Raw genomic sequence first — 24617 nt, forward strand, 5'->3', positions numbered from 1 at the left:
GAAATTAACTTCTCACTTCCCACAGTCGAGCATGAATCCTCCTCCGCGCACGGATGCCGTCATTGCACTGACACGGCTTCTTGATTCTCGCTTGACCCGGGAGGGACGTGATTTTTTATCGAGTGCGTCAGTCGAGATTCGCGGCAGCGCATCAGCACGGAGCATGACCCGCTTGCTGTCGCTTGCCAGCCGCCATGTCCGCGCCGACATCGCGCTCGATCCTGATCGCGATGAGCTTCGCGCACTGAAAGCGGACCTTCCCCGTTGCAATCCCGAGCATTGGAGCCTGCTCGAAACGCTGCGCATCGTGCTGCTGCTCTCATTTCCGCAACTCGACGAGGATGGCTTCCCCGCGGTATTCGAGCAGTGTTTCCGCTTTGCCGACCACGGCGAATCGTGCGCACTCTACCGCGCGTTACCGCTGCTGCCGCGCGGCGAGCGTTTCGTCTCACGTGCGAGAGAAGGATGCCGCACCAACATGCGGACGGTGTTCGAAGCCGTTGCCTGCGACTCGAGTTACCCGGCCGACTACTTCGACGATCTGTCGTGGTGCCAGCTCGTCCTCAAGGCGGTGTTCATCGATGCACCGCTTGCTCGCATCGAATCGTTCGACGCTCGGCTATCGCCCGAGCTTGCGCGTATGGCCCTCGATCTGGCTGACGAACGTCGCAGTGCGGGACGCGACGTGCCGCCGCAATTGTGGCTTTGCCTCGGCCCTTACGCCGGCGGGCGCGGACTCGACGCCCTGAGAACGGAGCTGCGAAGCGGGAGCGAGCAGGGCAAGCGCGGCGCGCTGCTAGCCTTCGCCCGGGCAGGGGCGCTGACACGCGAGGATCCATCGATCGACTCGGCATGGCGCGAGCACGCCGCATTCATCGAGCAGGCGCGCAAACACGGCTTTTCGGCGCGCGCGTTCCACCTTCTCCAGCCCATTCAGACGAGGGACTTGCCGTGAAATTCTTCGATCCGCACATCCACATGACCTCGCGCACGACCGACGACTTGCAGGCGATGGCTGCCGCGGGCATTCGCGCGGTAATCGAGCCGGCATTCTGGTTGGGCCAGCCGCGCACGAACGTCGGAAGCTTCATCGATTACTTCTCGAGTCTCGTCGGTTGGGAGCGCTTTCGCTGCGCGCAGTTCGGGGTCGCGCATTACTGCGCGATCGGCCTGAACTCGAAGGAAGCGAACAACGAAGCGCTCGCAAGGGATGTCCTTGAGTTGATCCCGGAGTTCGCGCTGAAGGAGGGAGTCGTCGCGATCGGGGAAATCGGCTATGACGAGATCACGGCCGCCGAGGACTTCGCCTATCGCGCACAGCTCGATTTCGCGCGCGAGCACGACATGGTCGTGATGGTTCACACACCGCATCGCGACAAGAAGCGCGGCACGCAGCGCTCCATCGCGGTTGCAATAGAGCATGGCGTGGACGTGCGCAAACTGATCGTCGATCACAACAACGAAGAGACCGTCCGCGACGTGCTCGATGCCGGCGCCTGGGCTGCGTTCACGATCTATCCGAACACGAAGATGAGTTCGGCGCGCATGGTGGAGATCGTGCGCCAATACGGTCCCGAGCGCGTCATCGTCGACAGCTCTGCGGACTGGGGCGTCAGCGATCCGCTCGCGGTGCCGAAAACCGCGCGATTGATGCTGGAGCGGGGCATTGCGTCGACGAACGTCGAAGCGGTCACGTGGGGCAACGCACTCGCAGCCTATGGGCAATCGCAACAGATCGACCTCGCTGCGCTTTCCCGGGCGCCCGCCCTGGATCAGCGGCAACTGTTCGCCGACAACTCGGTATTGCGCGGGCAAACGCCGCGCGTCGACGAGCCCGTGCCGAACTGATACGCCACACGAGCCTGACGACTGGCCGGACAAGGCCAGCCTGTCTTCCATCGGCCGCAACATGCCCAGTCGGGGGCTTCATGCTTGAGCATCGCATCGACCAGACATTCGAGGTTCGCTACAGCTACCCGGTGTGCTTCACGCGTCGGGCGTTCTCGCCGGCCAATGCGCTGCTGGCCGACCTGATGCGAAACCCGGCGCAAGGCCTGTGCGCGCGGGCGCTGTTCGTGATCGACTCGGGCGTGACGGACAGCCGTGCGGACCGCATCGCGTCGATCGCGCGGTATGCCCGCGAGCACACGGCTGCATTCGAGCTCGCCGGATCGCCGATCGTCGTGCGCGGCGGCGAAGCGTCGAAACACGGGTTGCAGGAAGTCGACGTGATCTACGACCTCGTGCGCGAACTCCGGCTGTGTCGTCACAGCTACGTGGTGGCAGTCGGCGGCGGCGCGCTCCTCGATGCGGTCGGCTACGCCGCCGCGACGGCACACCGCGGCATTCGGCTGATCCGCATGCCGTCCACGGTGCTCGGCCAGAACGATGCCGGCATCGGCGTGAAGAACGCGGTCAACTGGCACGGCCGCAAGAATTTCGTCGGGACGTTCGCGCCGCCGTTCGCCGTCGTCAACGATTTCGACTTGCTCGCCAGCGCGCCGGCGGTCGTCCGGCGCGCCGGCATTGCCGAAGCGATCAAGGTCGCACTGATTCGCGACGCGCGGTATTTCGCGCGGCTTCATGAGCAGCGCTTCGAGCTTGCGATGCTCGCGCCGCACGCGATCGAGCCCATGATCGTCCGGTGCGCGGAGCTCCATCTCGCCCAGATTCGCGACGGCGGCGATCCGTTCGAACGCGGCAGCGCGCGACCGCTCGACTTCGGCCACTGGTCGGCGCACAAGCTCGAAGAGATCTCGCACCACCGTTTGCTGCATGGCGAGGCGGTCGCGATCGGCATGGCGATCGACACGCTGTATTCGCGACGGCTCGGGCTCATCGACGGCGCCGCGGCGGACCTCGTTCTCGACACGCTGCGCGATATCGGCTTCACGCTCGACGACGCCGCGCTCGACACGTTCGATGTCGACCGGGCGCTCGACGAGTTTCGCGAGCATCTGGGCGGCAGCCTGTGCATCACGCTGCTCAAGCGCATCGGGGAGGGCGTCGAGGTGAATTACATCGACGCTGCGGTCATGCGCGCCTGCGTCGCCGAGTTGCGCGCATGTCGTCAGCCCGTGCACGCGACATCGCTGGCGCCAGAGGTGTCGACGTGACCGACGGCTATCCGCTCACGTACTGCACCAACATCCATCCAGGCGACGCATGGGCCGATGTGCTGCGCAATCTTGAAGACCATGCGTTGCAGGTCAAGCGCGCATGTTCATCCGAACGCAGCTTTCCGCTCGGCTTGCGCCTCTCCGCGCAAGCCGCGTTCGAGCTCGACGATGCGCGAATCCGCGACTTCGCCGGCTGGTGCGACACGCACGACTGCCATGTCCTGACGCTCAACGGCTTTCCGTATGGCGCGTTTCACGGCACGCGGGTCAAGGAAGCGGTCTATCGCCCCGACTGGCGCGATTCACGGCGAGCGGCCTATACGATGCGGCTCGCCGACATCCTCGCGCAGTGGACGCCTGGCGATCGCGCCACGTCGATTTCAACGGTGCCGGTCGCCTGCCGCGACGGCTTCGCTGCCGAGGATTGGGCGCCGGTCAGGGCGCACCTGCTCGAGGTGCTCGCGCATCTTGCGCGCGTGCGCGAGCGCGGCGGACCGCTGATTCGCCTCGCGCTCGAACCGGAACCGCATTGCGTGCTCGAAACGACCGACGAGGCGATCGATTTCTTCGAGCGCATGGCTTTCCCGGCATCGCTATCGGAGCATGTCGGCCTCTGTTTCGATTGCTGCCACCAGGCCGTCGAATTCGAGGAGCCGGCCGATTGTCTCGCGCGGCTCGCCCGCGCCGGCATTCGCGTGGTCAAGGTGCAGGTGTCCTCGGCGCTGCGCGCGCGCGGCGCGCGGCTCGTCGACCTGCTGTCGTTCGACGAGCCGACCTATCTCCATCAGGCCGTCGCGCGTCGCGTCGACGGACGCCTGCTGCGCTTCGCGGATCTGCCCGATCTCGCACGCTGGCTCGAACGCGGCGAGCCGATCGACGAGTGCCGCGTTCATTTTCATGTGCCGATCTTTCTCGAGACGCTCGGCGACGTCGACACGACACGCTTCTTCCTTGAAGACTGCCTGCCACGGATCGCCCCCGGGACGCCGCTCGAGGTCGAAACCTACAGCTTCGGCGTCCTGCCGCAGTCGCTGCGCGTCGATTCGGTCGGCAGCGCGATTGCGCGTGAACTGAACTGGGTCAAGGAGAGACTCGATGCAGCGAACGGCCGTCATTAATGTCGTCGGGCTCACGAAAAACCTGCTTGGCCCGCACACGCCGAATCTGTCCGCATTCAGCGACGAAGTGGCCGTCATCGACGCAACGATGCCGGCCCTCACGTGCTCCGCCCAGACGACGTATCTGACCGGCAAGCTGCCGACCGAGCACGGGATCGTCGGCAACGGCTGGTATTTCCGCGAGCTGGATCAGGTCTGGCTGTGGCGGCAAAGCAACCGGCTCGTGCAGGCGCCATGCATCTGGCATCTCGCGCGCGAGCGCGACCCGTCCTTCACGTGCGCCAATACGTTCTGGTGGTATGCGATGGCGACCGACGCGGACATCACGATCACGCCAAGGCCACTCTATTGCGTCGACGGAATGAAGCTGCCCGACTTCTACGCGCAGCCGGCGGGGTTGCGCCAATCGCTGCGTGACCGGCTCGGTCAGTTTCCGCTCTTCGAGTTCTGGGGGCCGGGCACCTCGATCCGCTCGAGCCAGTGGATCGCCGCTGCGGCGCTCGAGGTCGAGACGCAGTTCGAGCCGACGCTGAACCTCATCTATCTGCCGCACCTCGACTATTGCCTGCAACGCGTCGGCCCGCACGCGGACATCGCTTCCGAGCTGCGGGCGATCGACGCGGTGTGCGGCGAGTTGATCGTCGTGTTGCGGCATCGCGGCGTGCGCGTCGTGGTGCTCTCGGAATACGGCATCACGCCTGTCGCTCGCCCCGTACACATCAACCGCGCATTGCGCGAAGCGGGTTTCGTCGCGATCAAGCGGGACCTCGGCCGCGACTATCTCGACACCGGCGCGTCGCGCGCGTTCGCCGTCGCCGATCATCAGATCGCGCACGTCTACGTGCGCGACGCGCGCGATCTCGCGGCCGTCAGCCGGCTCTGCGAAGTGCTGCCGGGTATCGGCGAGGTGCTCGGCGAGACCGGCAGATCCCATCACGGCCTCGCGCATCCGCGCGCCGGCGAGCTGGTGTTGCTGGCGGAACCCGACAGCTGGTTCACGTACTACTTCTGGCTCGACGACAAGGACGCGCCCGACTATGCGCGTACGGTCGATATCCACAACAAGCCCGGCTACGATCCGGTCGAATTGTTCATCGATCCCGGCATCCGCTTTCCGAAGCTGAAGATCGGGACGACGCTCGCCCGCAAATCGCTCGGCATGCGCTACACGATGGACGTGATCCCGCTCGATGCGTCGCTCGTGCGCGGCTCGCATGGCCTGCGCACGCGCGACCGCGCGGACGCACCGATCCTGATGAGCTCCGAGCGCAACCGCATCAGGCGCGACAACCTCGCGGCGACCGATGTCTGCTCGGTGCTGCTCGACCATATCTTCAATCCATGAGCACGCTTTCCTTCAATGGCCACGTGAATGCGGCGCTGGCACTCTGCCGCGTCAGCAACCTGCCGACGGTCTGGATGAACGTGCTGACGGCGGCGGTGTTGTGCAATCCGCCGGACCATGCGCCGCCCGCCGCGCTCGTGCTGTTGCTCGCTTTCGCACTGTCGTGTTTCTACTGCGGCGGCATGGCGCTCAACGATCTCTGCGACGTCGACCATGACCGCGTGCATCAGCCGTTCCGTCCCATTCCTGCCGGCGCGATCGGGCTTGGGCCGGCGCGCGCGTTGACGCTGGCGCTCTTCGCCGTCGCGCTGTTCTGTCTGCTGCTCGCGCCGCATCGCGCGGGGGCGGCGGCCGGCGTCGCGCTGCTGGGCGTCATCTGGGTCTACGACCGCTTCCACAAGCGCCATCCGTCGATGGTGTTCGCGATGGCGGGCGCGCGGCTGCTGGTCTATGCCGTCACCGCGCTCGCGCTGACGGGCAGCGTATCGAAGGGGGCCGCGCTGGCCGCGATCGCGCAAGCGGCTTACGTGCTGGTGCTGACCGTCGTTGCGCGGCTCGAGCACCGCACCGCTGCAGGACGTTACGCATGGCCGGTGATCCCGTGGATGCTGGCGGCGATGCCGATGCTCGATGGCGTCGTGCTGGCCGTGCTGGCCAGTCCGGCCTGGCTGCTTGCGGGCGCGGCGGGCACCGTGCTGACGCGCGCCGGACAACGCCGGGTTCGGGGTGACTGACGATGCGGCGTTTCCGAATGAACGACGGGGATCGAATCAACGCGGCTGACGGCGCGATGGCCCGCGTCAGCCGACGCAGACGTGCCGGTTGGCGGTGGCCATCACGACAACGCGAGGAATGTCATGGCTTCTTTATCCACCCGACCCATCAGCCTCACCTCCCGCTGGTTCATCCGGCCCGGCTGCGGGGAGGCCGCCCACGCCGCGCTCGGTCAGCTGGCGCGCGACGTCGAGCGCGATGAACCCGACACGCTGACCTACCTGGTGCATACGCCGCACCACGGCGACAGCCGCCTGCAATCGCTGCCGCCCGCCGAACCGCACACGGTGCTGTTCTTCGAGACATATCGCAACGTCGACGCGTTTCTGCGGCATGTCGACGGGCCGGTGTTCACCGCATTCGTCGAGCGGCATGGCGAGCTGTTCGTCGCGTCGAATGGCGCGCCGTTTGTCTTCGTCGACTTCCTGGAAAAACGCGCGGGTTTCTCGCGCGTGGGCGACTCGGGTGCAGACGCCGCCGACGATGCAAGGTCGCCGGCCGACAAGTCCAATCGACATCCGAGTGTGATGTTCGAAGTCATCGCCCGCGATCAGGAGAAGCTCAAGCGGTTCTTCGGCGACGTGTTCGGCTGGTGGTACGAGGACGGGGAGAGCGGCTTCTCATATGTCCCATTCCCGATACAGCGCACGGCATTGCTCGGCGGAATCGGCCAAGCATCCACCCAAGCCGGCTTCGAACCGGGCACGAATTTCTATCTGCGTGTCAACGATCTCAAAGCCGCCATCGACCGCGTTGTTGCGTACGGAGGCAGCTGTTTCGTCGGTCCGACTCCCGTCGACGGGTACACCTTCGCGATGGTCAAGGACCCCGAAGGCAATGCGATCGGATTGATCCAGCCGTTCGAATGAGTGTGATGTGGTGGGGCGTCAACGGGAAACGTCGCCCGGCGGGGTGACGATTTGGAATAGGGAAGTCCATCCAAGGAGTAGAAATGAGCTACTTACAGTTCCCCAGGCTTGCGTTTTCCGGGTTCTTTCAAGCCGACGTTTCGACGGTGAATAATGACCCGCGGCATTTCGATGTCGGGACATTCGAGTCTTCGTATCAGGAATTTATGAAGCCTGATAATCCGCCGCCGGGTGGTAATCCCGATCAGTGGAACGGATGGTGGAATCCGAACGGCACCGCAATCATGCGCTTCAGGGAGTGTGCCGTGAAAACCCTGCGTGACCGGTCCGGCAATCTCATTGCGGATCGCAGGTCCGACCCATTGATTGGATGTCAGGTTGGAAATTCTCCGGACCGCCCTGCGGGGAAGATGGTTGATCTGGATCCGGATTGGCAAAATGCGTCGAATATCTATGGCCTCGCCGTTTCACTGGTGGCCACCGATGGCACGCCGATCATGACGGCGGACTATGAAAGCAATCCGTTTCGCGATCTTTGGTTTGCTCGTGCTGGCGGTAAATCCGGAGACGGCGCGGCGTCGGCGATGTTTCAATCGGTTCTGGTTAACATCAAATGGCATACTGATGATTTTACGAGCCGGTTTCTTGACGATCTACGTAATGCATCGGAGCGTGATAGTTTGTCGATCCGCTTGACTACATATGGTTTCAACGGGAATTCCGTGAATGGCGATGGTAGTCTCAATCCAAATTTTGGCTACGGCATACTGATTGGAAATATCGGGCCGGCGAACCCTCGGAAGCAAAAGCAGCCCCATTCCTTTATTCTTGGTCGCCGCTTCATGCCGACGACAAGAAATAAAATTGGCGACTTGGTCAACAACGACGGAATCGGGTGCTTCTCGTCATTCGTTGACGAACAAGCTGGTTACCTCCATGTTGATTTGAGCAATGCCTTTCCAACCAATGATAAATACTATATTCCCGATCACGATGGGCTTGAATATGCCGTCTTGCATAGCGAATCAATACTGCAGGATCAATCGATAGAGAGTGGCGATTACAGCAAGATTGGCGATGTCGCCAGTCAGTTGCAAGCGCTGCAAACCAATGAGGGTGGAATTCAATCGGTGAAGTTAACGCGCCACGTGCTTGATCTAATCAAGGATAAGCCGCTTGCCATCATCCGAAGGACCATTTCTCAATCAAATGTAATAGTGAGCTTGCGCGAGGCACTATCTGGTTTGGAAGTTCGCCCGGAAACCTTCGCCTTCAAGCTCGATCCGAACGACAGCGCGGGAAATTCCCAGGAAGTGGTGCTATATGCTGCGCGTTACGGTAGTCCTTATCCCGGCCAAGAGTTGAAAATTTGGGTCGATCCGGAAGAGCAGGATAATAGCAACCAAACCGCTGACAATCCTCCTGATACGACGCCTCGTGCGCCGGATCCCACCATCAATACGCCTCGGGATGGCATAAATATCCCTGAGAGTGCATGGACAGACACGGACGGCCAGGCGCGTATAACCATATCCGGCCCTGAATACATGGGCGCGCCACGTGGTTATATAGACGGTCAGCTTTACGTCATCTCGTATAACTTCAAGTCAGCTCAGAAACCAACTGACAATGTTCAGCAGCAATTCGACAAGATCCCCGTGGTGGTTTACAGCTCTTTTCCTGGCGTCGTATCCCAGCAGTACGTCGACATCGATCACCCCAGATGGGAGGACGTTCAGCCGATCCTCCAGCAATACGCGAACCTTTATCCGGTGATGAGCAAGGGGCTGTTCGATTTCTCGAAGAAGGAAGTCGCCGATTCTGCCGCATTCATCATGAAATTCGTCTTCGAGAAACCGGATGACGATCCGGACCAGATGCCGGTGACGCGTGATCTGTCTTCTACCAAGCGACGCATGCTGATCAACTATTTCAGCAATGTCATCAAGAACAGCGGGAAAACGCTGGATAGCCAGGTCATGTTCGGAAAACGCTGCCCGTTACACCGCTTCGCCGACCCCGAGGAAATGCAAAGTCTCACGGATGTCGCGCTGACGCACGGCAAGAAGCGTTGAAACCCGACGCGTCTATCGGATATGACCCATTGAACAGGATGACTCGATCATGTTGAAAGTCAGAAAAGAAATCGTCGACAAACTGTACGTTGAGCCTGGCGTCGACGTGGTAATAAAGTGCCTGCAGGATGCCGTGAAGACCGAGCTGATGACCATTCCCCCCTATCTGACTGCGTTGTTTTCCATCGAGGAAAACAATGGCAAGGCCGGGGCGCTCGTGCATTCAGTCGTCTTCGAGGAAATGTTCCATATGACACTTGCCGCCAATACGCTGATTGCCATCGGCGGCGACGTGCCGATCTTCAAACTCGGGACAAGCATCCGCTACCCGTCAACATTCCCATTGGATCTGGACGGCGGCCTGGTGGTCGGCCTGGCCTCGCTGACCAAAAAACAGACTCACGACATATTCATGGCAATTGAGCGCCCCGACACAATGGCGGCGCTCCCCGGTGAACCTGAGCCGCTCCCGCCCATCGGCCATTCATCGCACGCAGTTTCCCTTGGAGACTTCTATGAGGCGGTCATCCATGCACTCAAGGAGCTAGGGGCCGGTATCTTCGCCAACCCACGCAAGGAAAGGCAGATCGATATTTCGAAATGGTTCCCGTACAAAATCTACACATGTCCGGACGGTCCGGCTGATGCACTTCTCGGCCCGGCCGAATCGTTCAACGGTAAAGTCGATTCGTTCGACACAGCCAAAGCGGTACTCATGAAGATAATCGAGCAAGGTGAAGGGCTTCAGATCAAACAAGATCGGATCAATCCGAAGGATGGCGACGGTGGCAACTACGCGCACTACTTCAAATTCGGCGAGATCTATTACGGTCGAACCCTCGAGCGCGATCCCAACGATCGTTCCGGTTGGTCGTATTCAGGTGAGCCGGTTTCACTGGATTCGGAAAATATCTGCACGGTAAAGGAAAACGCCGCGCTCTCCGATTATCAGGTGGGCAGCGGGGCCTATATCGCGGGATCGGAATTCTACGAAACCTATTGCGGCCTGCTGCGTGCATTGGATGAGACGTTCAACGGCCGCCCGGAGAAGTTGAATTCGGCCATGGGCCTCATGTTCCAGCTCAAGCTGGTCGCCCAGCAAGTCATGCGGTTCCCGGTGGGAGATGGCGTATTCGCAGCACCTCCTTTCATGCCGTGAAGCCCCAGCTGTGAAACTGTAACGCTTCGCAGCAACCGCCTGACGCTCAAGGCGGTTGCTGTCGACACCTACAATGCGTCGCTTGGGAAAGCAGCCAACGCATCCGTATCAGTCCGTCGTTCACCAAGGAGCGCAAACTCCTTGCGCATCCTCAGCCCAACCTCGAACTCAGTTGTTGTACTGCCAGGTGTTGATGTAGTAATCGCCCGCCGCCTGCCAGCCCAACTGGACCTGAATTGCCGATTCCGCATTGGCGCCGTTGGCGGTTGTCAGCTGATCGACATAGCCGCTCAGCGTGCTCGAATACGTCGTCCCGTTGACCGTCGGCGTGATCCACCGCATCACGTCATAAGGCTGCGCCTGATACGCCTCGACGCCGTTCGCGAACTGCGCGGCGCCCTGCGAATTGATCGCGATCCACGCATTCGGATAGGCCAGGCCGGCAGCCGGCACCGTCCAGTCGATGTTGGCCGTCGGCATCGTCCCGGACGACGCGGTCGACGTCCCCGGGCCGCCAGCCGTCAGCAGGTTCGCGATCACATCGCTGCCGAGCGTCTGCCACGGAACGGTTGCCCCGGCCGCGGCATTCATGTTCGGCGCGATGTTGACGACCTTCTGCGGCGTACCGATCTGCTGACCTGCGGCGTCGTACAGCGTGATCGTGTACACCCCGTGCTGCCGGATGGTCGATACGTCGACCGGCGCCGACGCGTAGTCCGGCGTGGTCGGCGCAAACGTGCTGGCGTTACCGGACAGCGACGCCCACGACCACTTGTACTGCGTGCTCATGCCGACGTCCGGCCAGGACGGCACGCTGGTCGAAGCCCGCGCGGGCGCCGCAGTGACGGCTTTGAGCGGGAACGTCAGATTCGGCCCGATGCCGGCATTGGGGCTGAGCATGTAGACGCCGCTCGCCGGAAGCCCGGGGCCGCTCACCAGCGCCGCCCCGACGGCCTGGAGCGTACCGTTGACAGGCACGTTAATCGGAATCTGGATGTTCAGGCCGGATTCGAAGCGGCCGTTGCCGGCGTCCGCCGCGTTGGTGAACTGCACGCGGCCGACGAACGACGCAATGTAGATGTCGAATTGCGCCTGGTTGCCGATGATGTCCCAGCTTCCGTTCGGCAGTTGCTGCACGATGTCGCTTGCGAAGTTCGGCGTGCCGTCAGGATCCGTCTCGAGGAAGTACACCAGCGCGGCCGGATTGCTGATCGCCGGCAGCGTGCCCGCTGGCAGGAACGCCACGGTCTTCACGCCCTGGAGCGTCGTCCCTTTTGTGAACAGCGTGTGGCGCGTGCCGAAGCTCGTGAAGCCGTCGTTCAGGTAGCGCGCGTCGATGGCCGACGAACACGCCGAATTGGCGGCGCCGGGCGAAGCCTGCATGGCGCTCATGCACTGACCAAGCTGCGAGACGAGCGTCGCCAGGTAGTTCGCGGGCTGCGACGGGACACGCAGCGGCGTGGCGACGGCCGTGCCCTGGTTCAGCGCGATCGCCGTGTCCGGGTCGGCCAGGCTCGTGATCTGCAGCCCCGTGCCTTTGCTTGCCGGCACGACTGCGACCGAATCGATCACGGCGTCCGCGCCGCTCTGGTTCGGCGAGAAGCTCCCCCCGACGGGATCGAACGACGCGGCGGACAGGCCGTTCGCGGCCAGGATCGGCGCGAGCGCCGTGTCGAGCGTGGCGACGGCCGTCGACACGGAGGATGACGTGACGGCCGTCAGGCCGCCCGATTGCGTCAGCGTGAGCGGATTGCCGCTCGACGTGAGCAGGGCCGCGACCGCGGTTGTCAGCGGGGTGACGTTGGCCGTCACCGGCGCGCCGTTGCTCGTTGCCGTGCTGGCAACGACCGAATACAGGGTTCCGGACGCGCCCGACGGATCGGTGGCGGTAATCACGAACGGCGCCGTGAGGCCGCTGATCGACACGTTATATGCACCGTTGCTGCCGGAGGTCGCCGCAGCCGTCTTGCCGGTGGCGTCGATGACCGTGATCGGTGCGCCCACGAGCGCGTTGCCGATTGCGACCGTGCCGCTCATCGAGCTTGCGGACGTCGCGCCGGATGAGCTGGATGAACCCGAGCCTGATCCGCCGCCACCGCATGCTGCGAGCATCGCGGTCGCGGCAACGCACAGCGTGAGCCGTGCGATCCCCGAGGTGCTTTTCTTCTTCATCTCTTATTGTTCCTGTTGAAGTGACGGGTTTCGAGCGAAACCCGAATGAGCGCCTGTCGCGCCGATTTTGGCATCCGGTTATCCGTGATTTGTCGTGTCTGCATCGACAGATGCCTGCTCATCATCGATGGCATGCCACATACTCACTTGGGGCTATATCGGCTCGGGAGCGTATTACTTAAGTGCCTATGTTTCAACAATTAACGAATTTGCTGATTCTGGAATCGGTCGTCTGGAATTCTTTCGCACAAGATTGCGAATTGCTTTATTAAATATATTTTTTGTTGGTTGATTGTGTGGGTTGTGTAATTTATTTCTGCGCAATCTCGCTTCACACAATGAGGTATCGATTTGCAGGTGTTCGGTGCGCGTCGGTCATGCACGGGATGAGGCTGCCAACGCACACGATCCATACATTTGCCTTTCATTTGTAAGAAATTGTGAGAACCCGCCGCTGGCGTGCGCTTGAGCCCGCTCACGACACGATTCGGCAGACGAAAACCGGTAGAATCGCCGGCGACATGCAGTTTGGGGGCGGCCGTCCCCACGAGAGAACGGTTTGTCGCCGGCCGACAAAACAACAACGGATTACGCATGAACATGACCGACTTGGTCCAGGCCATTCGTGGCGGCCTGATCCAGCAAGACCGATTGCTCAAGACGGACATTCCGTCGTTGCCACCGAACACGATCGTGCCGCGCCGCGCGGTGACCTGTTCCGAGTTGGGCCGCGACTTCCGCGTGACGCTCGACATGGTGTCCTCCGCGGGCAACATCGAACTCAAGACGCTGATCGCCCAGCCGATCACGCTGTGGATCCAGCAGGCGGACAAGTCCTACCTGGCCATCAACGGCTACATCCATACCGCTCGGCGGCTCGGCGCGGACGGCAGCCTGTCGACCTATCAATTGACGTATGGGTCGTGGATGCATTTCCTGAAGTTCCGCAGCGACATGCGGTACTGGCAGGATCAGTCCGCCGACGAGATCATCGCGGACGTCTTCAACCAGCATCCGCAGGCCCGGGGCCATTTCCAGTTCGCGCTGTCGAAGCCGCTGCCGCAGCGCTCGTACTGCCGTCAAAGCGAGACCGACTGGAACTTCGTGCATCGCTTGATGGAGGACGAAGGGCTGTTCGGCTTCTGGCAGCAGAGCCAGGACGGCAAGGCGCACACGTTCGTCATCACCGACACCCTTCATTCGCTCGATGAAGCGCCGTCACGGCGCGTCAGGTTCTACCGATCGGGAACCGGCAGCGAAACCGACGCGTTCACGCAATGGGCCGGTTCCCGGACCTTGCAGAGCACCCTGCATACGACACGCACGTTCGACTACAAGTCGCCGTCCGCGGCGTTCAATCCCAACGGGACGGCGCTGCCGACGCGGGCCGGTCAGGGGAACCTGCCGGAGCAGGCCGAAGTGTACGAATACACCGGCGCCTATACGTACGCCGATCAGGATCGCGGCGAACAGCTGTCGAAAGTCCGCCTGGAGGAGTGGGAGTCGCGCGCGAAGCGGTTTTTCGGCGCGGGCGGGTTGCGCGGGATCGATGCCGGGCAACGTTTTGTGCTGGCCGATCATCCGGAACACGACCGCGACCCGGAAAACGAACGCGAATTCGCGGCGATCAAGGTCTGGCGGTACATCGAGAACAACCTGCCGATCTCGGCGCAGGACGCCGACTTCCCGCACAGCCTGCAAGGCGACCTGACGCAGGCGAAGGCGGGCCGCGCGAGCGAAGGCGCGTTCAAGGTTGCGCACGCGGACGGCTCGGCGGGCTTCTATCTGGTCGAGGTCGAATCGCAGCGCGTGAGCGTGCCGTATCGCAGCCCGTTCGAGCACGAGAAGCCGGAGATGCAGCTCGAGACGGCGATCGTGGTCGGCCCGAAAGGGGAAGAGGTCTACACGGACGAACTGAACCGGATCAAGGTGATGTTCATCTGGGATCGCCAGAATCCGGGCAACGAACGCGCATCGTGCTGGGTGCGCGTCGCGCAGTCGGATACCGGCGGCGGCTACGGGAGCGTGCACGTTCCGCGCATCGGCGAGGAAGTGCTCGTCGGCTACGTCGGCGGGGACTGCGACCGGCCGATCGTCCTGCATCGCATCTACAACGGCGCGGTGAAGCCGCAATGGCACAGCAACGGGATCCTGTCGGGCTACCGGTCGAAAGAGTATGCGGGCGCGGGCTTCAACGAGATGGTGCTCGACGACGCGACGGGGCAGAACCGCGCGCGGCTGTTCAGCAGCAGCGCGAACTCCGGGCTTCACCTCGGCTACCTGATCGACCAGAGCGGTAACGCGCGCGGCGCGTATCTCGGCTCCGGTTTCGACCTGAAGACCGATTCGTACGGCGCGGTGCGCGCCGGGCGGGGCCTGTACGTCACGACGCATCCGAAGCAGGCGAACAGCCAGCCGCTCGACGTGAAGGAAACGCAGCAGCAGCTCGTCAATGCGGAAAGCCTGGTCGACACGCTGTCGGAAGTCAGCGAGCAGCACCATGCCGAGCCGCTCAAGCCCGGCTACGACGCGTTGAAGAAGTTCGTCGATGCGACGCAGGACAGCATGGCCGGCAGCGCGTCGGGCGGCCGCACGGCAGGGGGCGGGACCGGCAACGCGAACGCGTTCAAGGAGCCGGTGATGGTGCTCGGGAGCCCGGCGGGCATCGCGTTGTCGACGCAGCAGAACGTGCACGTGGCGGCGGACCAGCATCTCAATCTCGTGAGCGGCATGAGCACGCACATCGCGAGCGGCAAGTCGCTGGTCGCGAGCGTCGCCGACAAGCTGAGCCTGTTCGTGCAGAACGCGGGCATGAAGCTGTTCGCCGGCAAGGGCAAGGTCGAGATCCAGGCGCAGAGCGATAACGTCGAGATGACCGCCCAGAAGACCGTCAAGGTGCTGTCGTCGACCGCCACGGTCGAGATCGCGGCCGACAAGGGCATCGTGCTGACCTCGGGGGGCGCGTACATTCGCATCGAGGGGGGCAACATCGAGATTCACGCGCCCGGCAAGGTCGACATCAAGGGCGCCCAACACCTGTTCAACGGCCCGGCGAACATGTCGTACCCGTTGCCGCCGATGCCCACGGGCGAACTGCTCGGCAAGCACAGCCTGCGCTTCGCGGCATTCGGCGCGGATCACGTCGCGAACGATATCGGCTGGGTCGGCAAGCCGTTCCAGATCGTCGACAGCGCGAACACGGTCCTTCACGCCGGACAGATCGCGGCGGACGGACGGCTGCCGCGCGCGATCGTCGATCAACCCGATACGCTGACGCTGCGGATCGGTTCGGACACCTGGCAACCGCACCCGGTCACGACCGAGCAGCGCGTGGCCGGCGAAGAGCATGAAGCCGAGTCCGAGCTGTCTCCCGACGATGACCCATTCCATCTTGCACACGAGGATCGGGACGCGCAGTTCGTCGACGCCGATCATCTCGCGACCCTGATCACGCCCACCGTATTGGCCCGCATTCTCGAAGGCGAAGCGTAATCCATGAAGACATCCCGTTTTTTGCGTAGCGTCGCGGCCGCCGCGACCGTCCTTGCCGCTGCCGCCCTGCCTCTGAGCAGCGCGCATGCCGAACAATACGAGCGCGGCGCCGTTCGCTGGAACGTCACGGACGGCACGCTGATGCTGGTCTCCGGTGTGTTGTCGGACAATGCCCGCCTGCGTTACCGGAACTACACGCTCTATCTGCAGGCCGACGATCACACGCTGTACCTGATCCCGATCGTCAACGACAAGAAGAAGCTCAACGACTACAAGTTGTCGTTCAGCACCTTCAACGGCGGCGAAGAGACCATCACCGACGCGCTCGTCGCCGTGAAAGGCCCGAACGTCTACCTCGTCACCGCGCACAAGGATGCCGTGCGCGGCTATAACCAGCCTGGCGTCGTGACGACGAAGACGTACCGCCTGTTCACCGGCGGCGAAGCGGAATGGACCTATTACTTTGCCCCGGTAGCGGAGGGCAAGTACGCCGAGCAGCAGGACTATACGGTCGAACGCGCACTGTCCGAGACCGCGAAAGGTCTGCACTGAGTTCGTCATCGCGAGTATCACGACATGCCAAAGTTCATTTCCGCAACTCACGACAAGGCGACGCTGACGGTGCAGTACGTCGCCGACAATGGCGACATCCTGCTGCGCAGCGGCGGCACGATCCCGTGGCGATTCAACAATCCCGGCGACATGCGGCCGCCGCCGATCCGCAAGGGCAAACGGCCCCCGGGCGTCGTCAGGACCCATATCGGCATCGGCGATTCCAAGAGCGGCGAGTTCTACATCTTTCCGGACTACGACACAGGCTGGAAGGAAAAATTTGCGTTGCTGCGCCGGAAATACAATGCGATGTCGATCTCCGATGCGATGTATGTCTACGCGCCGCCGGAGGAGAACGACACGGAGCGGTACATCGCGGCGATCTGCAAGGGAACGGGATACGACCGCAAGCGCAGGCTCGACTCGATGAGCGACGCCGAACTCGAGGCGATGATGACCGTGATGAAGCAGCACGAGGGCTACAACAATCTCGTGAACACGCGACACGAACAATGGATTCGCACGGCATCGGTGACGCTCTCCGACGGCGCGAAGCCGATTCCCGACCAGAAGGTCGTCGTGCGAAGCAAGGGCAAGGACGTCGTGGCGAAGACCGACAAGACCGGCCAGCTTCCGCTGATGCCGTTCGCGGCGGCCGGCGAGCAGATCCAGCTGTTCATCGAGCATTCCGAGGGGCTCAAGCAGATCGGCGAGATCGTGACGCAGGCGAAATCGGCCGCGTATGTGTTCTTTCACGACCTGATCACGGTGTCGGCGCCGACGGGCAGTCATTTCGCGAAGGATCCGGTCCGTCACGACAAGCCGGCGGGATTTCGCTACCGAATCGTTTCCGGCGATACGCTCGGCAAGATCGCCGCGAAATTCAAGGTGAGCGTCGAGCAGTTGCAAAAGGACAATCACCTGCATTCGACGCGGATTTTTGCCGGCGATTATCTGTACATCAACATGCCGAAGCCCGAGGACGGTCACGCGTCCCATTCTCGGACGAAGCCGAAGCCTGAAGCCGCTCCGAAGCCTGAAGCCGCCCCGAAGCCGGCAAGCAGCGGCCGGGGCGGCGCGCACGGCAGCGGTTCGGTGTCGAACGAGAAAGAGGGCGATCTCAGCGATATCGTGGCGTCAGTGCTCGGCACGGAGAAGCCGGCCAGCGCGAGTGGCGCGCCCGGCGCCGCGAGCCAGCCGAAGCCGGCTGGCCGAGCCGGCGAAGCACACCCGAGCGCGGGGGCTTCGCATGGCGAAGTGGCCCGCGCGGAAGCGCCGCACACCGAATCGGACGCGGCGGCCGCATCGGCGCCCGCGGCATCGTCGCTCCCTGCGGATGCGGCGAAGTCCGGCAATGCAGACGCCACGCTCGATCGCAGCAAGCAGGGGCAGGGGCACCCGGTGGCGGTGGTGAACGGGGATTCCCAGGAAGCACCCTGGATGGCGTTCGCGATCGAGCAGGCCAAGCTTTGGCATGGACAGAAGGAAGACGTCATCACGAAGACGATCAACTACCATCACGAAGTCGGCAGTGCGCTCAAGTCGCTGGTCGGCGATGGCAATCCGTGGTGTGCGTCGTTCGTGAACTGGTGCCTGAAAAAGGCGAAGTACAAGATGACGGCCGCGCCGCCCGATTCGCAGTCGTTCCGTCACAGCGGCAATTTCGTGAAGATCGACAAGCCGGTATTCGGCGCCGTTGCGGTGTACAAGCACCGCAAAGGAGGGCATGCGGCTTTCGTCTACGCGCAGACGAGCACGGGTGCGCCGATCCTGCTGGGCGGGAATCAGAGCGATGCGATCAATTTCGGCATGCAGTTGCCGTCCGAACTGAAGGGGTTCTATGTCCCGGCGGCCTATCTGAAATTCGCTCAGGAGCAACTGGCCAAGGGCGTGAAACTCGAAACGAGCACGCCGAAGGATCTCAACGATGAATTCCACATTACTTTTTCCAAGAAGAAGAAAAATGCAGACCGTTAAGACGTGGTGCGTGTCCGTCGTGTTTTCGATGGCAGCGTTGGGCAGCGCGTCCGCCTTCGCGCGTCCGCCTGCGGAGAACTGTCTGACGCAGGCCGAGGTCAAGCAGCTCGACCGCGATTTCTGGGCGACATTCCCGTCGCCCGGTGGCTTCGCGGCGTATGCAGCCCCTGATTTTTCGTTCGATACCAACGTCGTGGATCTGTCGCAGTCGCTCGCGCATGCGTCTGGCGGCCCGGCGCGTGCGCGTGCCGTTGCGACCTTCCTTGGCCAGCATCCGGACCTGTACGGATCGTTCAAGACGGCGCTCGATTCGACGTACCTGTACTACCCGGGGCGCGATCACCACCCGGATGCGGTGCGCACGTCGGCCACGTTTCCCGCGAATCGATGCGTGTCCGAATTCAACTTCGCCGGAAACGAGAAAAGCGCTCAATGCGTGTACGGTCAGCGCACCCGTGCATTCTCTCTGTCGTTCATCAAGGATCACGGGCGTGTCACGCTGCAGACCGGCATGCTCGGGATGGAGGCTTGCAACTGAGCGGTGCGTCACGCGTCTCCCGACATCGGTGTGCCCCGTTCTTCCCGCCGCAAAAGCGTATCCTGACACGGTGTCGTGCAACGGCGGCGGCGCACCGATTCCGGCCGCCGCATGAGCGCGGCCGGCCGTTCTCCCGCATCGCCCGCCTCCCCGGGCACCGATATCCGGCCTGTCGCGCACGTCTTTAATGGGGGGCGTCATCATGTCAGTCACGCACCATTCCGCAAGCTCCACGGCCACGGCAAGCGAGATTCGCGCGATCGTCGGTCCGATGGAAGACGAAATCATCGCGCAGATCCTCGACATCGGTCCGACCAGCACCGAAGTGCTGGATGCGTACACGTGGCTCCGGGCCGACGACCGTCAGCAAATCAAGCTCGAACGCGAACTGCACGGCAAGGCCGCACGCGTGCTTGAAATCCTCGAGCAGGAAGAATCCGACGGCGACGACCGAACGCGCTGAGCATCGAATCGCGCCGCAGGACGCGCCGTGCATGGCGTGGGGAGGGCGCTTGCGCGCCCCTTTTTGGTGTCACGTACGCGTCACGCTGACCCAATAAGGTTTGACGTTCTCGCGACGGCGACTTCGCCGTCCCTGCCAACGCGCCGCCCCGGTCCCATGTGCCAGCCGGGAACGTTTCCAGGGGACGGAGCGCATTGCGCTGCGCGGTGGAACCGCGACGGTTCCATGCCCGCGCCGCCGGTGACGACGCGCGCGTGCCGCACGTGTCGAGGCGGGATCGCGCGCATCGACTGCGCGCCTGCACCATTTCATTCCAGAAGATGATCGAACGCGGTTCGTGCCGAGCCGCCGGAGACACAGGGAGACAAGGACCATGCTGAGTCCGCATGAATTTTCGTTGCTGCTGCGCATTGCGCGCGCGCCGGACAGCGTCGATCTGGCCAATCCGGCCTTCACCGTGCTCGTCGAAAAGCGTCTGGTGGACGACACGCAGGTGCGTGCGAATCCGGTCGCCGCGCGCCCTGCGCTGACGTCGACCGGACAGGCATTGCTCGCCCGTTTCGACGAGGCCGCCTGAGCGGAACGCAGGGCCATCGACCGCCGGATCGATGCCCGCGCCGCGCGTGACGCCGACCGGGCGGCCGGCATCACGCGCCGAACGATGTAATCGATTACTGCGCGACCGGCACCGTCACATCGCTGCCGAACCAGTGCATCGAAATCTTCTTCAGCGTCCCGTCCTGCTTCAACGACGTCAGCGCGCCGTTGATCGCCTTCTCGAACTTCGGATTGCCCTTGCGGAACGGGATCGCCATTTCCTGCTTGCCGCCGTTCAGCACGGCGCCCGGGCGCAGCGGCAGGTTCGACGTCTTGATCATGTAAGGCAGCATCAGGCGGTCGTCGAGGGTCGCCTCGATCCGGCCGGCCGCGAGATCGCGCAGCTTCTCCGGCGCGCCCGGATAGGTCTGCACCTCGATGCCGGGCACCGCCCGCGCCATCTGGTCATAGTTGGTGCCGAGCGTCACGCCGAGCTTCTTGCCCTTGAACTCGTCGAGCGACTTGAAGTCGCGCTTGTCGTCCTTGCGCTGGATCAGCTGCGCGGCGGAATACGTGTACGGCTGGCTGAAGTCGAGGACTTCCTTGCGCTGGGGCGTGATGGTGACCTGGTTGACGATCACGTCGAACTTGCCGGCCTGCAGGCCCGCGATGATGCCGCTCCACTCGGTCGGGATGAATTCCGTCTTCACGCCGAGCTTGGTCGCGACCGCCTTCGCGACGTCGACGTCGAATCCTTCGAGCTGCCCCGACGTGCCGCGCGAGTTGAACGGGGGATACGTGCCCTCCAGGCCGACCCTGAGCACGCCCGCCTGTTTCACCGAATCGAGCAGGTCGTCCGCGTGGGCGGCAACGGCGGTGAAGCCCAGGGCGGACGCGAGCAGTAGGCCCGAGAGCAGGAACTTCGAAGGTTTCATGGCGCATCTCCAGAATGATGTTTTAAAAGCCCGGCAGCGCCCGCTTGCCGACGACGGGCGCGAGGCGCAACCCGGACGGCGGAAGCGTCGTCCGGCGGCCGGAACACGGGGTAGCTAGACACTACTCGCAACCCGACGCGACCGGTAGCGGAATTGGCCCTGATTGCAGCCCTTCGGGTGAGCCGACTCCTTTAAATCACGTCATTTATCTGAATTAACACGCATTTTGCCGGTAAAATGCGCGCGAGCTGAAATTTGAAGATGCGCCATCCGAGGGTGCTTTAAAAGAAAAAACCGAGGCCATAAGAACATGCAGAACGTGATTGCCGCGATGCGCGGGGGCTTGCTTCAGCAGGATCGGCTGCTGAAGCTCGACACGCCGCTCGGCGCGAACACGCTGTCGGTGCAGCGCGCCGTCGGCCGCTCGCGCATCGGGCGCGCCTATGAATTCACGCTGGACGTGCTGGCGGCGGACGGCGACGTGGAACTCAAGAAGCTGATCGCGCAGCCGGTGACGTTGTGGATCCAGCAGGCCGATCGCGACTACCGGCCGATGCACGGCTACGTGCACACCGCGCGCCGGCTGGGCGCCGACGGCGAGCTCACGACCTACCAGCTCGTGTTCGCCGATTTCACCCATTTCCTGAAGTTCCGCCGCGATCAGCGGATCTGGAGCGATGCGCCTGTCGACCAGATCGTCACCGACGTGCTGAACCGCCATCCGCAGGCGCGGGGGCGGTTCCGCTTTGCGCTGTCGAAGCCGCTGCCGAGCCGCTCGTACACGCGGCAGCACGAGACCGACTGGCATTTCGTACACCGCCTGATGGAGGACGAAGGCCTCTACTGCGCCTGGCAGCAGGCCGACGACGGCAAGTCGCACACGCTCGTGATCACCGACAACCTGCAGGCGTTCGCACCGCTGTCGCCGGAGACGGTGCGCTTCTATCGCGCCGGCACCGCGAGCGAGACGGACGCGTTCACGCAATGGACCGGCACGCGCACGCTGCAGAGCGTCACGCGCACGACGCGCACGTTCGACTACAAGAGCCCGTCCGTGCCGTCGAACCCGAAAGGCACGACGCTGCCGACGATGGGGACGCAGGGCGAGCTGCCTGACCAGCTCGAGGTCTACGAGTACACCGGCGCGTACACGTACCTGGACCAGGCGCGCGGCGACCATCTGACGAAGGTCCGGATGGAGGCGTGGGAATCCGGGGCGAAACGCTTTCGCGCCGCGGGCGGCGTGCGCGGCATCGACGCGGGACGGCGCTTCACGCTGTCGGATCATCCGGAGCACGACCGCGACCCGGCCGACCAGCGCGAGTTCGCGACGATCGAAGTGGCCTGGTGGATCGAGAACAACCTGCCGGTGTCGAGCGGAGGTGCGGTGTTCCCGCACAGCCTGCGCGATGCGCTCGCGCAAGCGCAGGCCGGCTGCACCGGCGATCCGGCGTTTCGCGTGCCGCACGGCGACGGCTCGGTCGGCTTCTATCTCGTCGAGGTCGAGGCGCAGCGTGCGAGCGTGCCGTACCGCAGCCCGTTCGAGCATCGCAAGCCGCAGATGCATCTGGAGACGGCGATCGTCGTCGGGCCGCAGGGCGAGGAGGTTTATACCGACGAGCTGAACCGCATTCGCGTGCAGTTCGTCTGGGATCGCGTGAATCCGGGCGACGAGAAGGCGTCGTGCTGGGTGCGCGTCGTGCAGTCGGACACGGGCGGCGGATATGGCGGCGTGCACATCCCGCGGATCGGCGAGGAGGTGCTGATCGACTACGTCGGCGGCGATTGCGATCGGCCGTTGGCCGTGGGCCGCGTCTACAACGGCGCAGCCAGGCCGCAGTGGCATAGCGACGGGATCCTGTCCGGGTACCGGTCGAAAGAGTATTCGGGCAGCGGCTACAACCAGCTCGTGATGGACGACGCCACGGGGCAGAACCGCGTGCAGCTGATGAGCAGCAGCGCGAACAGCCTGCTGCATCTCGGCTACCTCATCGACCACAACGGCAATGCACGCGGATCGTATCTCGGCAGCGGCTTCGACCTGCGCTCGGATGCGCATGGCGCGGTGCGCGCGAGCCGGGGCCTGTACGTGACGACGCATCCGAAGGCGCCCAACAGCCAGCCGCTCGACGCGAACGAGGCGCAGCAGCAACTGGTGAGCGCCGAGAGCCTCGTCGAGTCGATGTCGGGCGTCAGCGAGCAGCATCAGGCGGAAAGCCTGAAGGACGCGTACGAAGCGCTGCGCGCGTTCACCGACGCGACGCAGGACAGCGTGGCGGGCAACGCGTCGGGCGGACGCACGGCGGGCGGCGGCACCGGCAACGCGAACGCGTTCAAGGAGCCGGTGATGCTGTTCGGCAGCCCGTCCGGGATCGGGATGTCGACGCAGCAGTCGCTGCATGTCGTCGCCAACGATCACGTGAACTTCGCCAGCGGGCGGAGCGTGCACGTTGCGGCGGGCAAGTCGCTGCTCGCGAGCATCGGCCAGAAGCTGAGCCTGTTCGTGCAGAACGCGGGGATCAAGCTGTTCGCTGGCAAGGGCAAGGTCGAGATCCAGGCGCAGTCGGACAGCATCGAAGTGACTGCGCAGAAGACGGTGAAGCTGCTGTCGTCGACCGACAAGATCGAGATCGCAGCCGACCAGGGCATCCTGCTGACGAGCGGCGGCGGGTATATCCGCATCGCCGGCGGCAATATCGAGATCCATGCGCCGGGGAAAGTCGACGTGAAAGGCGCGTCGCATGCGTTCAGCGGGCCGGCGAGCATGGGGTATCCGCTGCCGAGCCCGCGGCCGGATCAGCCGGGGCAGCTGGAATTGCTGCACAAGTACGTGAACGGCGAAGCGGTCAAGGGCGGGCTGTTCACGGTGAGGGACGTGAACGGCGCCGTGCTGAAGAAGGGCGCGCTCGACGGCAACGGCTATACGGTCGTGAGCGGCCTGCCGCCCGGTGCGGTGCGCGTCGAGTTCGGGAAGGACCCGCGCGAGTCGGATCAGCCGGCGAACTACTTCAAGGAGCCGAAGTGGCCGGCCGAACCCGTCGAACCGTCGCCCGAAGCCGCGCAGGCGGCCGCGACCGGGCAGCTCGCCAGTCAGTTGCAGGGCATGGCGCCTGCCGCGGCGAGCGCGGCCATGGGGCTCGTGAGCGGCGGCGGAGCCGGTGCCGCATTGGGCGGGCTGGCGAGTGCAGCCTTGCCGGCTGCGGCGAGTGCGCTGGGCGGTGCGGGCGTGGCGTCCGCGTTGCAGACGGCCACGCGTCTGAGCGGCGCCGCGCAGCAGGTGGCCGGGATGGTGCAGGCGGCGCGGCAGGGTGGGCTCGCGGCGCTGGCCGCGCCGGCCGCGAATGCCGCGCTGAAGGGGGCGTTGCCCGGTGTCGCGGGCGTCGCCGGGAAGGGTGGCGCGACGGTGGCGTCCGCGGCAGGCACTGCGGCGGGCGGCATGAAGCTGCCGACCAGCGGGTTCGGCGGACCGCTGAAATCCTGAGAGGGCGGCGC

At 63.6% G+C, this 24617-nt stretch carries 18 protein-coding genes; 16 read left to right on the top strand and 2 right to left on the bottom strand.

The annotated features are described in order from the left end of the window. Positions 1-163: 163 nt before the first annotated feature. The 9 genes from B7P44_RS02225 (at position 164) to B7P44_RS02265 (ending at position 10459) form a co-directional block, all read left to right on the top strand. Entirely contained in the window at positions 164-955 is a 792-nt protein-coding gene (locus tag B7P44_RS02225; protein WP_084900138.1) for an EboA domain-containing protein, read from the top strand. After that, positions 853-1848, top strand: coding sequence for a TatD family hydrolase (locus B7P44_RS02230; protein WP_084900140.1), 996 nt, complete (start codon positions 853-855; stop codon positions 1846-1848). Before B7P44_RS02225 ends, B7P44_RS02230 begins: the two co-directional genes overlap by 103 nt. An 80-nt stretch (positions 1849-1928) precedes the next feature. Then, entirely contained in the window at positions 1929-3116 is a 1188-nt protein-coding gene (locus B7P44_RS02235; protein ID WP_084900144.1) for a 3-dehydroquinate synthase, read from the top strand. Continuing rightward, positions 3065-4237, top strand: coding sequence for a metabolite traffic protein EboE (gene eboE / locus B7P44_RS02240; RefSeq protein WP_084900147.1), 1173 nt, complete (start codon positions 3065-3067; stop codon positions 4235-4237). The genes B7P44_RS02235 and eboE overlap by 52 nt, the downstream gene beginning before the upstream one ends. Then, complete coding sequence (locus tag B7P44_RS02245; protein ID WP_084900150.1) at positions 4215-5582, top strand: alkaline phosphatase family protein; 1368 nt, start codon at positions 4215-4217, stop codon at positions 5580-5582. Before eboE ends, B7P44_RS02245 begins: the two co-directional genes overlap by 23 nt. After that, positions 5579-6316 carry a UbiA family prenyltransferase gene (locus B7P44_RS02250; protein WP_084900152.1) on the top strand — a complete coding sequence of 246 codons (738 nt, stop codon included), beginning with the start codon at positions 5579-5581 and terminating at the stop codon, positions 6314-6316. The genes B7P44_RS02245 and B7P44_RS02250 overlap by 4 nt, the downstream gene beginning before the upstream one ends. 123 nt (positions 6317-6439) lie before the next feature. Beyond that, the gene (locus B7P44_RS02255) at positions 6440-7225 is read left to right on the top strand and encodes a VOC family protein (protein ID WP_084900154.1); all 786 of its coding nucleotides are present in this window, start codon (positions 6440-6442) and stop codon (positions 7223-7225) included. A gap of 83 nt (positions 7226-7308) precedes the next feature. Continuing rightward, complete coding sequence (locus B7P44_RS36130) at positions 7309-9300, top strand: hypothetical protein (RefSeq protein ID WP_133118081.1); 1992 nt, start codon at positions 7309-7311, stop codon at positions 9298-9300. 49 nt (positions 9301-9349) lie between these two features. After that, positions 9350-10459 carry a ferritin-like domain-containing protein gene (locus B7P44_RS02265; protein WP_084900159.1) on the top strand — a complete coding sequence of 370 codons (1110 nt, stop codon included), beginning with the start codon at positions 9350-9352 and terminating at the stop codon, positions 10457-10459. Positions 10460-10627: 168 nt separating this feature from the next. Here B7P44_RS02265 and B7P44_RS02270 read toward each other — a convergent pair whose 3' ends face one another. Next, positions 10628-12631, bottom strand: coding sequence for a cell wall anchor protein (locus tag B7P44_RS02270; RefSeq protein WP_231716643.1), 2004 nt, complete (start codon positions 12629-12631; stop codon positions 10628-10630). 594 nt (positions 12632-13225) lie between these two features. Here B7P44_RS02270 and tssI point away from each other — a divergent pair. The 6 genes from tssI to B7P44_RS02300 all read left to right on the top strand — a co-directional run bounded on the left by tssI (position 13226) and on the right by B7P44_RS02300 (position 20230). Then, positions 13226-16123 carry a type VI secretion system Vgr family protein gene (tssI, locus tag B7P44_RS02275; RefSeq protein ID WP_084900164.1) on the top strand — a complete coding sequence of 966 codons (2898 nt, stop codon included), beginning with the start codon at positions 13226-13228 and terminating at the stop codon, positions 16121-16123. A gap of 3 nt (positions 16124-16126) precedes the next feature. Next, complete coding sequence (locus B7P44_RS02280) at positions 16127-16675, top strand: hypothetical protein (RefSeq protein WP_084900168.1); 549 nt, start codon at positions 16127-16129, stop codon at positions 16673-16675. A gap of 24 nt (positions 16676-16699) precedes the next feature. Beyond that, entirely contained in the window at positions 16700-18652 is a 1953-nt protein-coding gene (locus tag B7P44_RS02285; RefSeq protein ID WP_084900171.1) for a TIGR02594 family protein, read from the top strand. Continuing rightward, positions 18639-19190: a hypothetical protein gene (locus B7P44_RS02290; RefSeq protein ID WP_084900174.1), complete on the top strand. Its 552-nt coding sequence runs from the start codon at positions 18639-18641 to the stop codon at positions 19188-19190. The genes B7P44_RS02285 and B7P44_RS02290 overlap by 14 nt, the downstream gene beginning before the upstream one ends. 202 nt (positions 19191-19392) lie before the next feature. Then, on the top strand, positions 19393-19653 hold the full coding sequence (locus tag B7P44_RS02295; RefSeq protein WP_084900176.1) for a hypothetical protein: 261 nt from the start codon (positions 19393-19395) through the stop codon (positions 19651-19653). Positions 19654-20026: 373 nt separating this feature from the next. Beyond that, complete coding sequence (locus B7P44_RS02300) at positions 20027-20230, top strand: hypothetical protein (RefSeq protein WP_084900178.1); 204 nt, start codon at positions 20027-20029, stop codon at positions 20228-20230. A 94-nt stretch (positions 20231-20324) separates the two neighbouring features. On the opposite strand, the gene B7P44_RS02305 is transcribed toward B7P44_RS02300, so the two are convergent. Beyond that, the gene (locus B7P44_RS02305; protein ID WP_084900181.1) at positions 20325-21125 is read right to left on the bottom strand and encodes a transporter substrate-binding domain-containing protein; all 801 of its coding nucleotides are present in this window, start codon (positions 21123-21125) and stop codon (positions 20325-20327) included. A 310-nt stretch (positions 21126-21435) separates the two neighbouring features. Here B7P44_RS02305 and B7P44_RS02310 point away from each other — a divergent pair, with 310 nt between their 5' ends. Next, the gene (locus tag B7P44_RS02310) at positions 21436-24606 is read left to right on the top strand and encodes a type VI secretion system Vgr family protein (RefSeq protein WP_084900184.1); all 3171 of its coding nucleotides are present in this window, start codon (positions 21436-21438) and stop codon (positions 24604-24606) included. Positions 24607-24617 lie beyond the last annotated feature (11 nt).

Origin of the sequence: Burkholderia ubonensis subsp. mesacidophila (assembly GCF_002097715.1) — a bacterium.
Lineage (GTDB): Bacteria > Pseudomonadota > Gammaproteobacteria > Burkholderiales > Burkholderiaceae > Burkholderia > Burkholderia mesacidophila.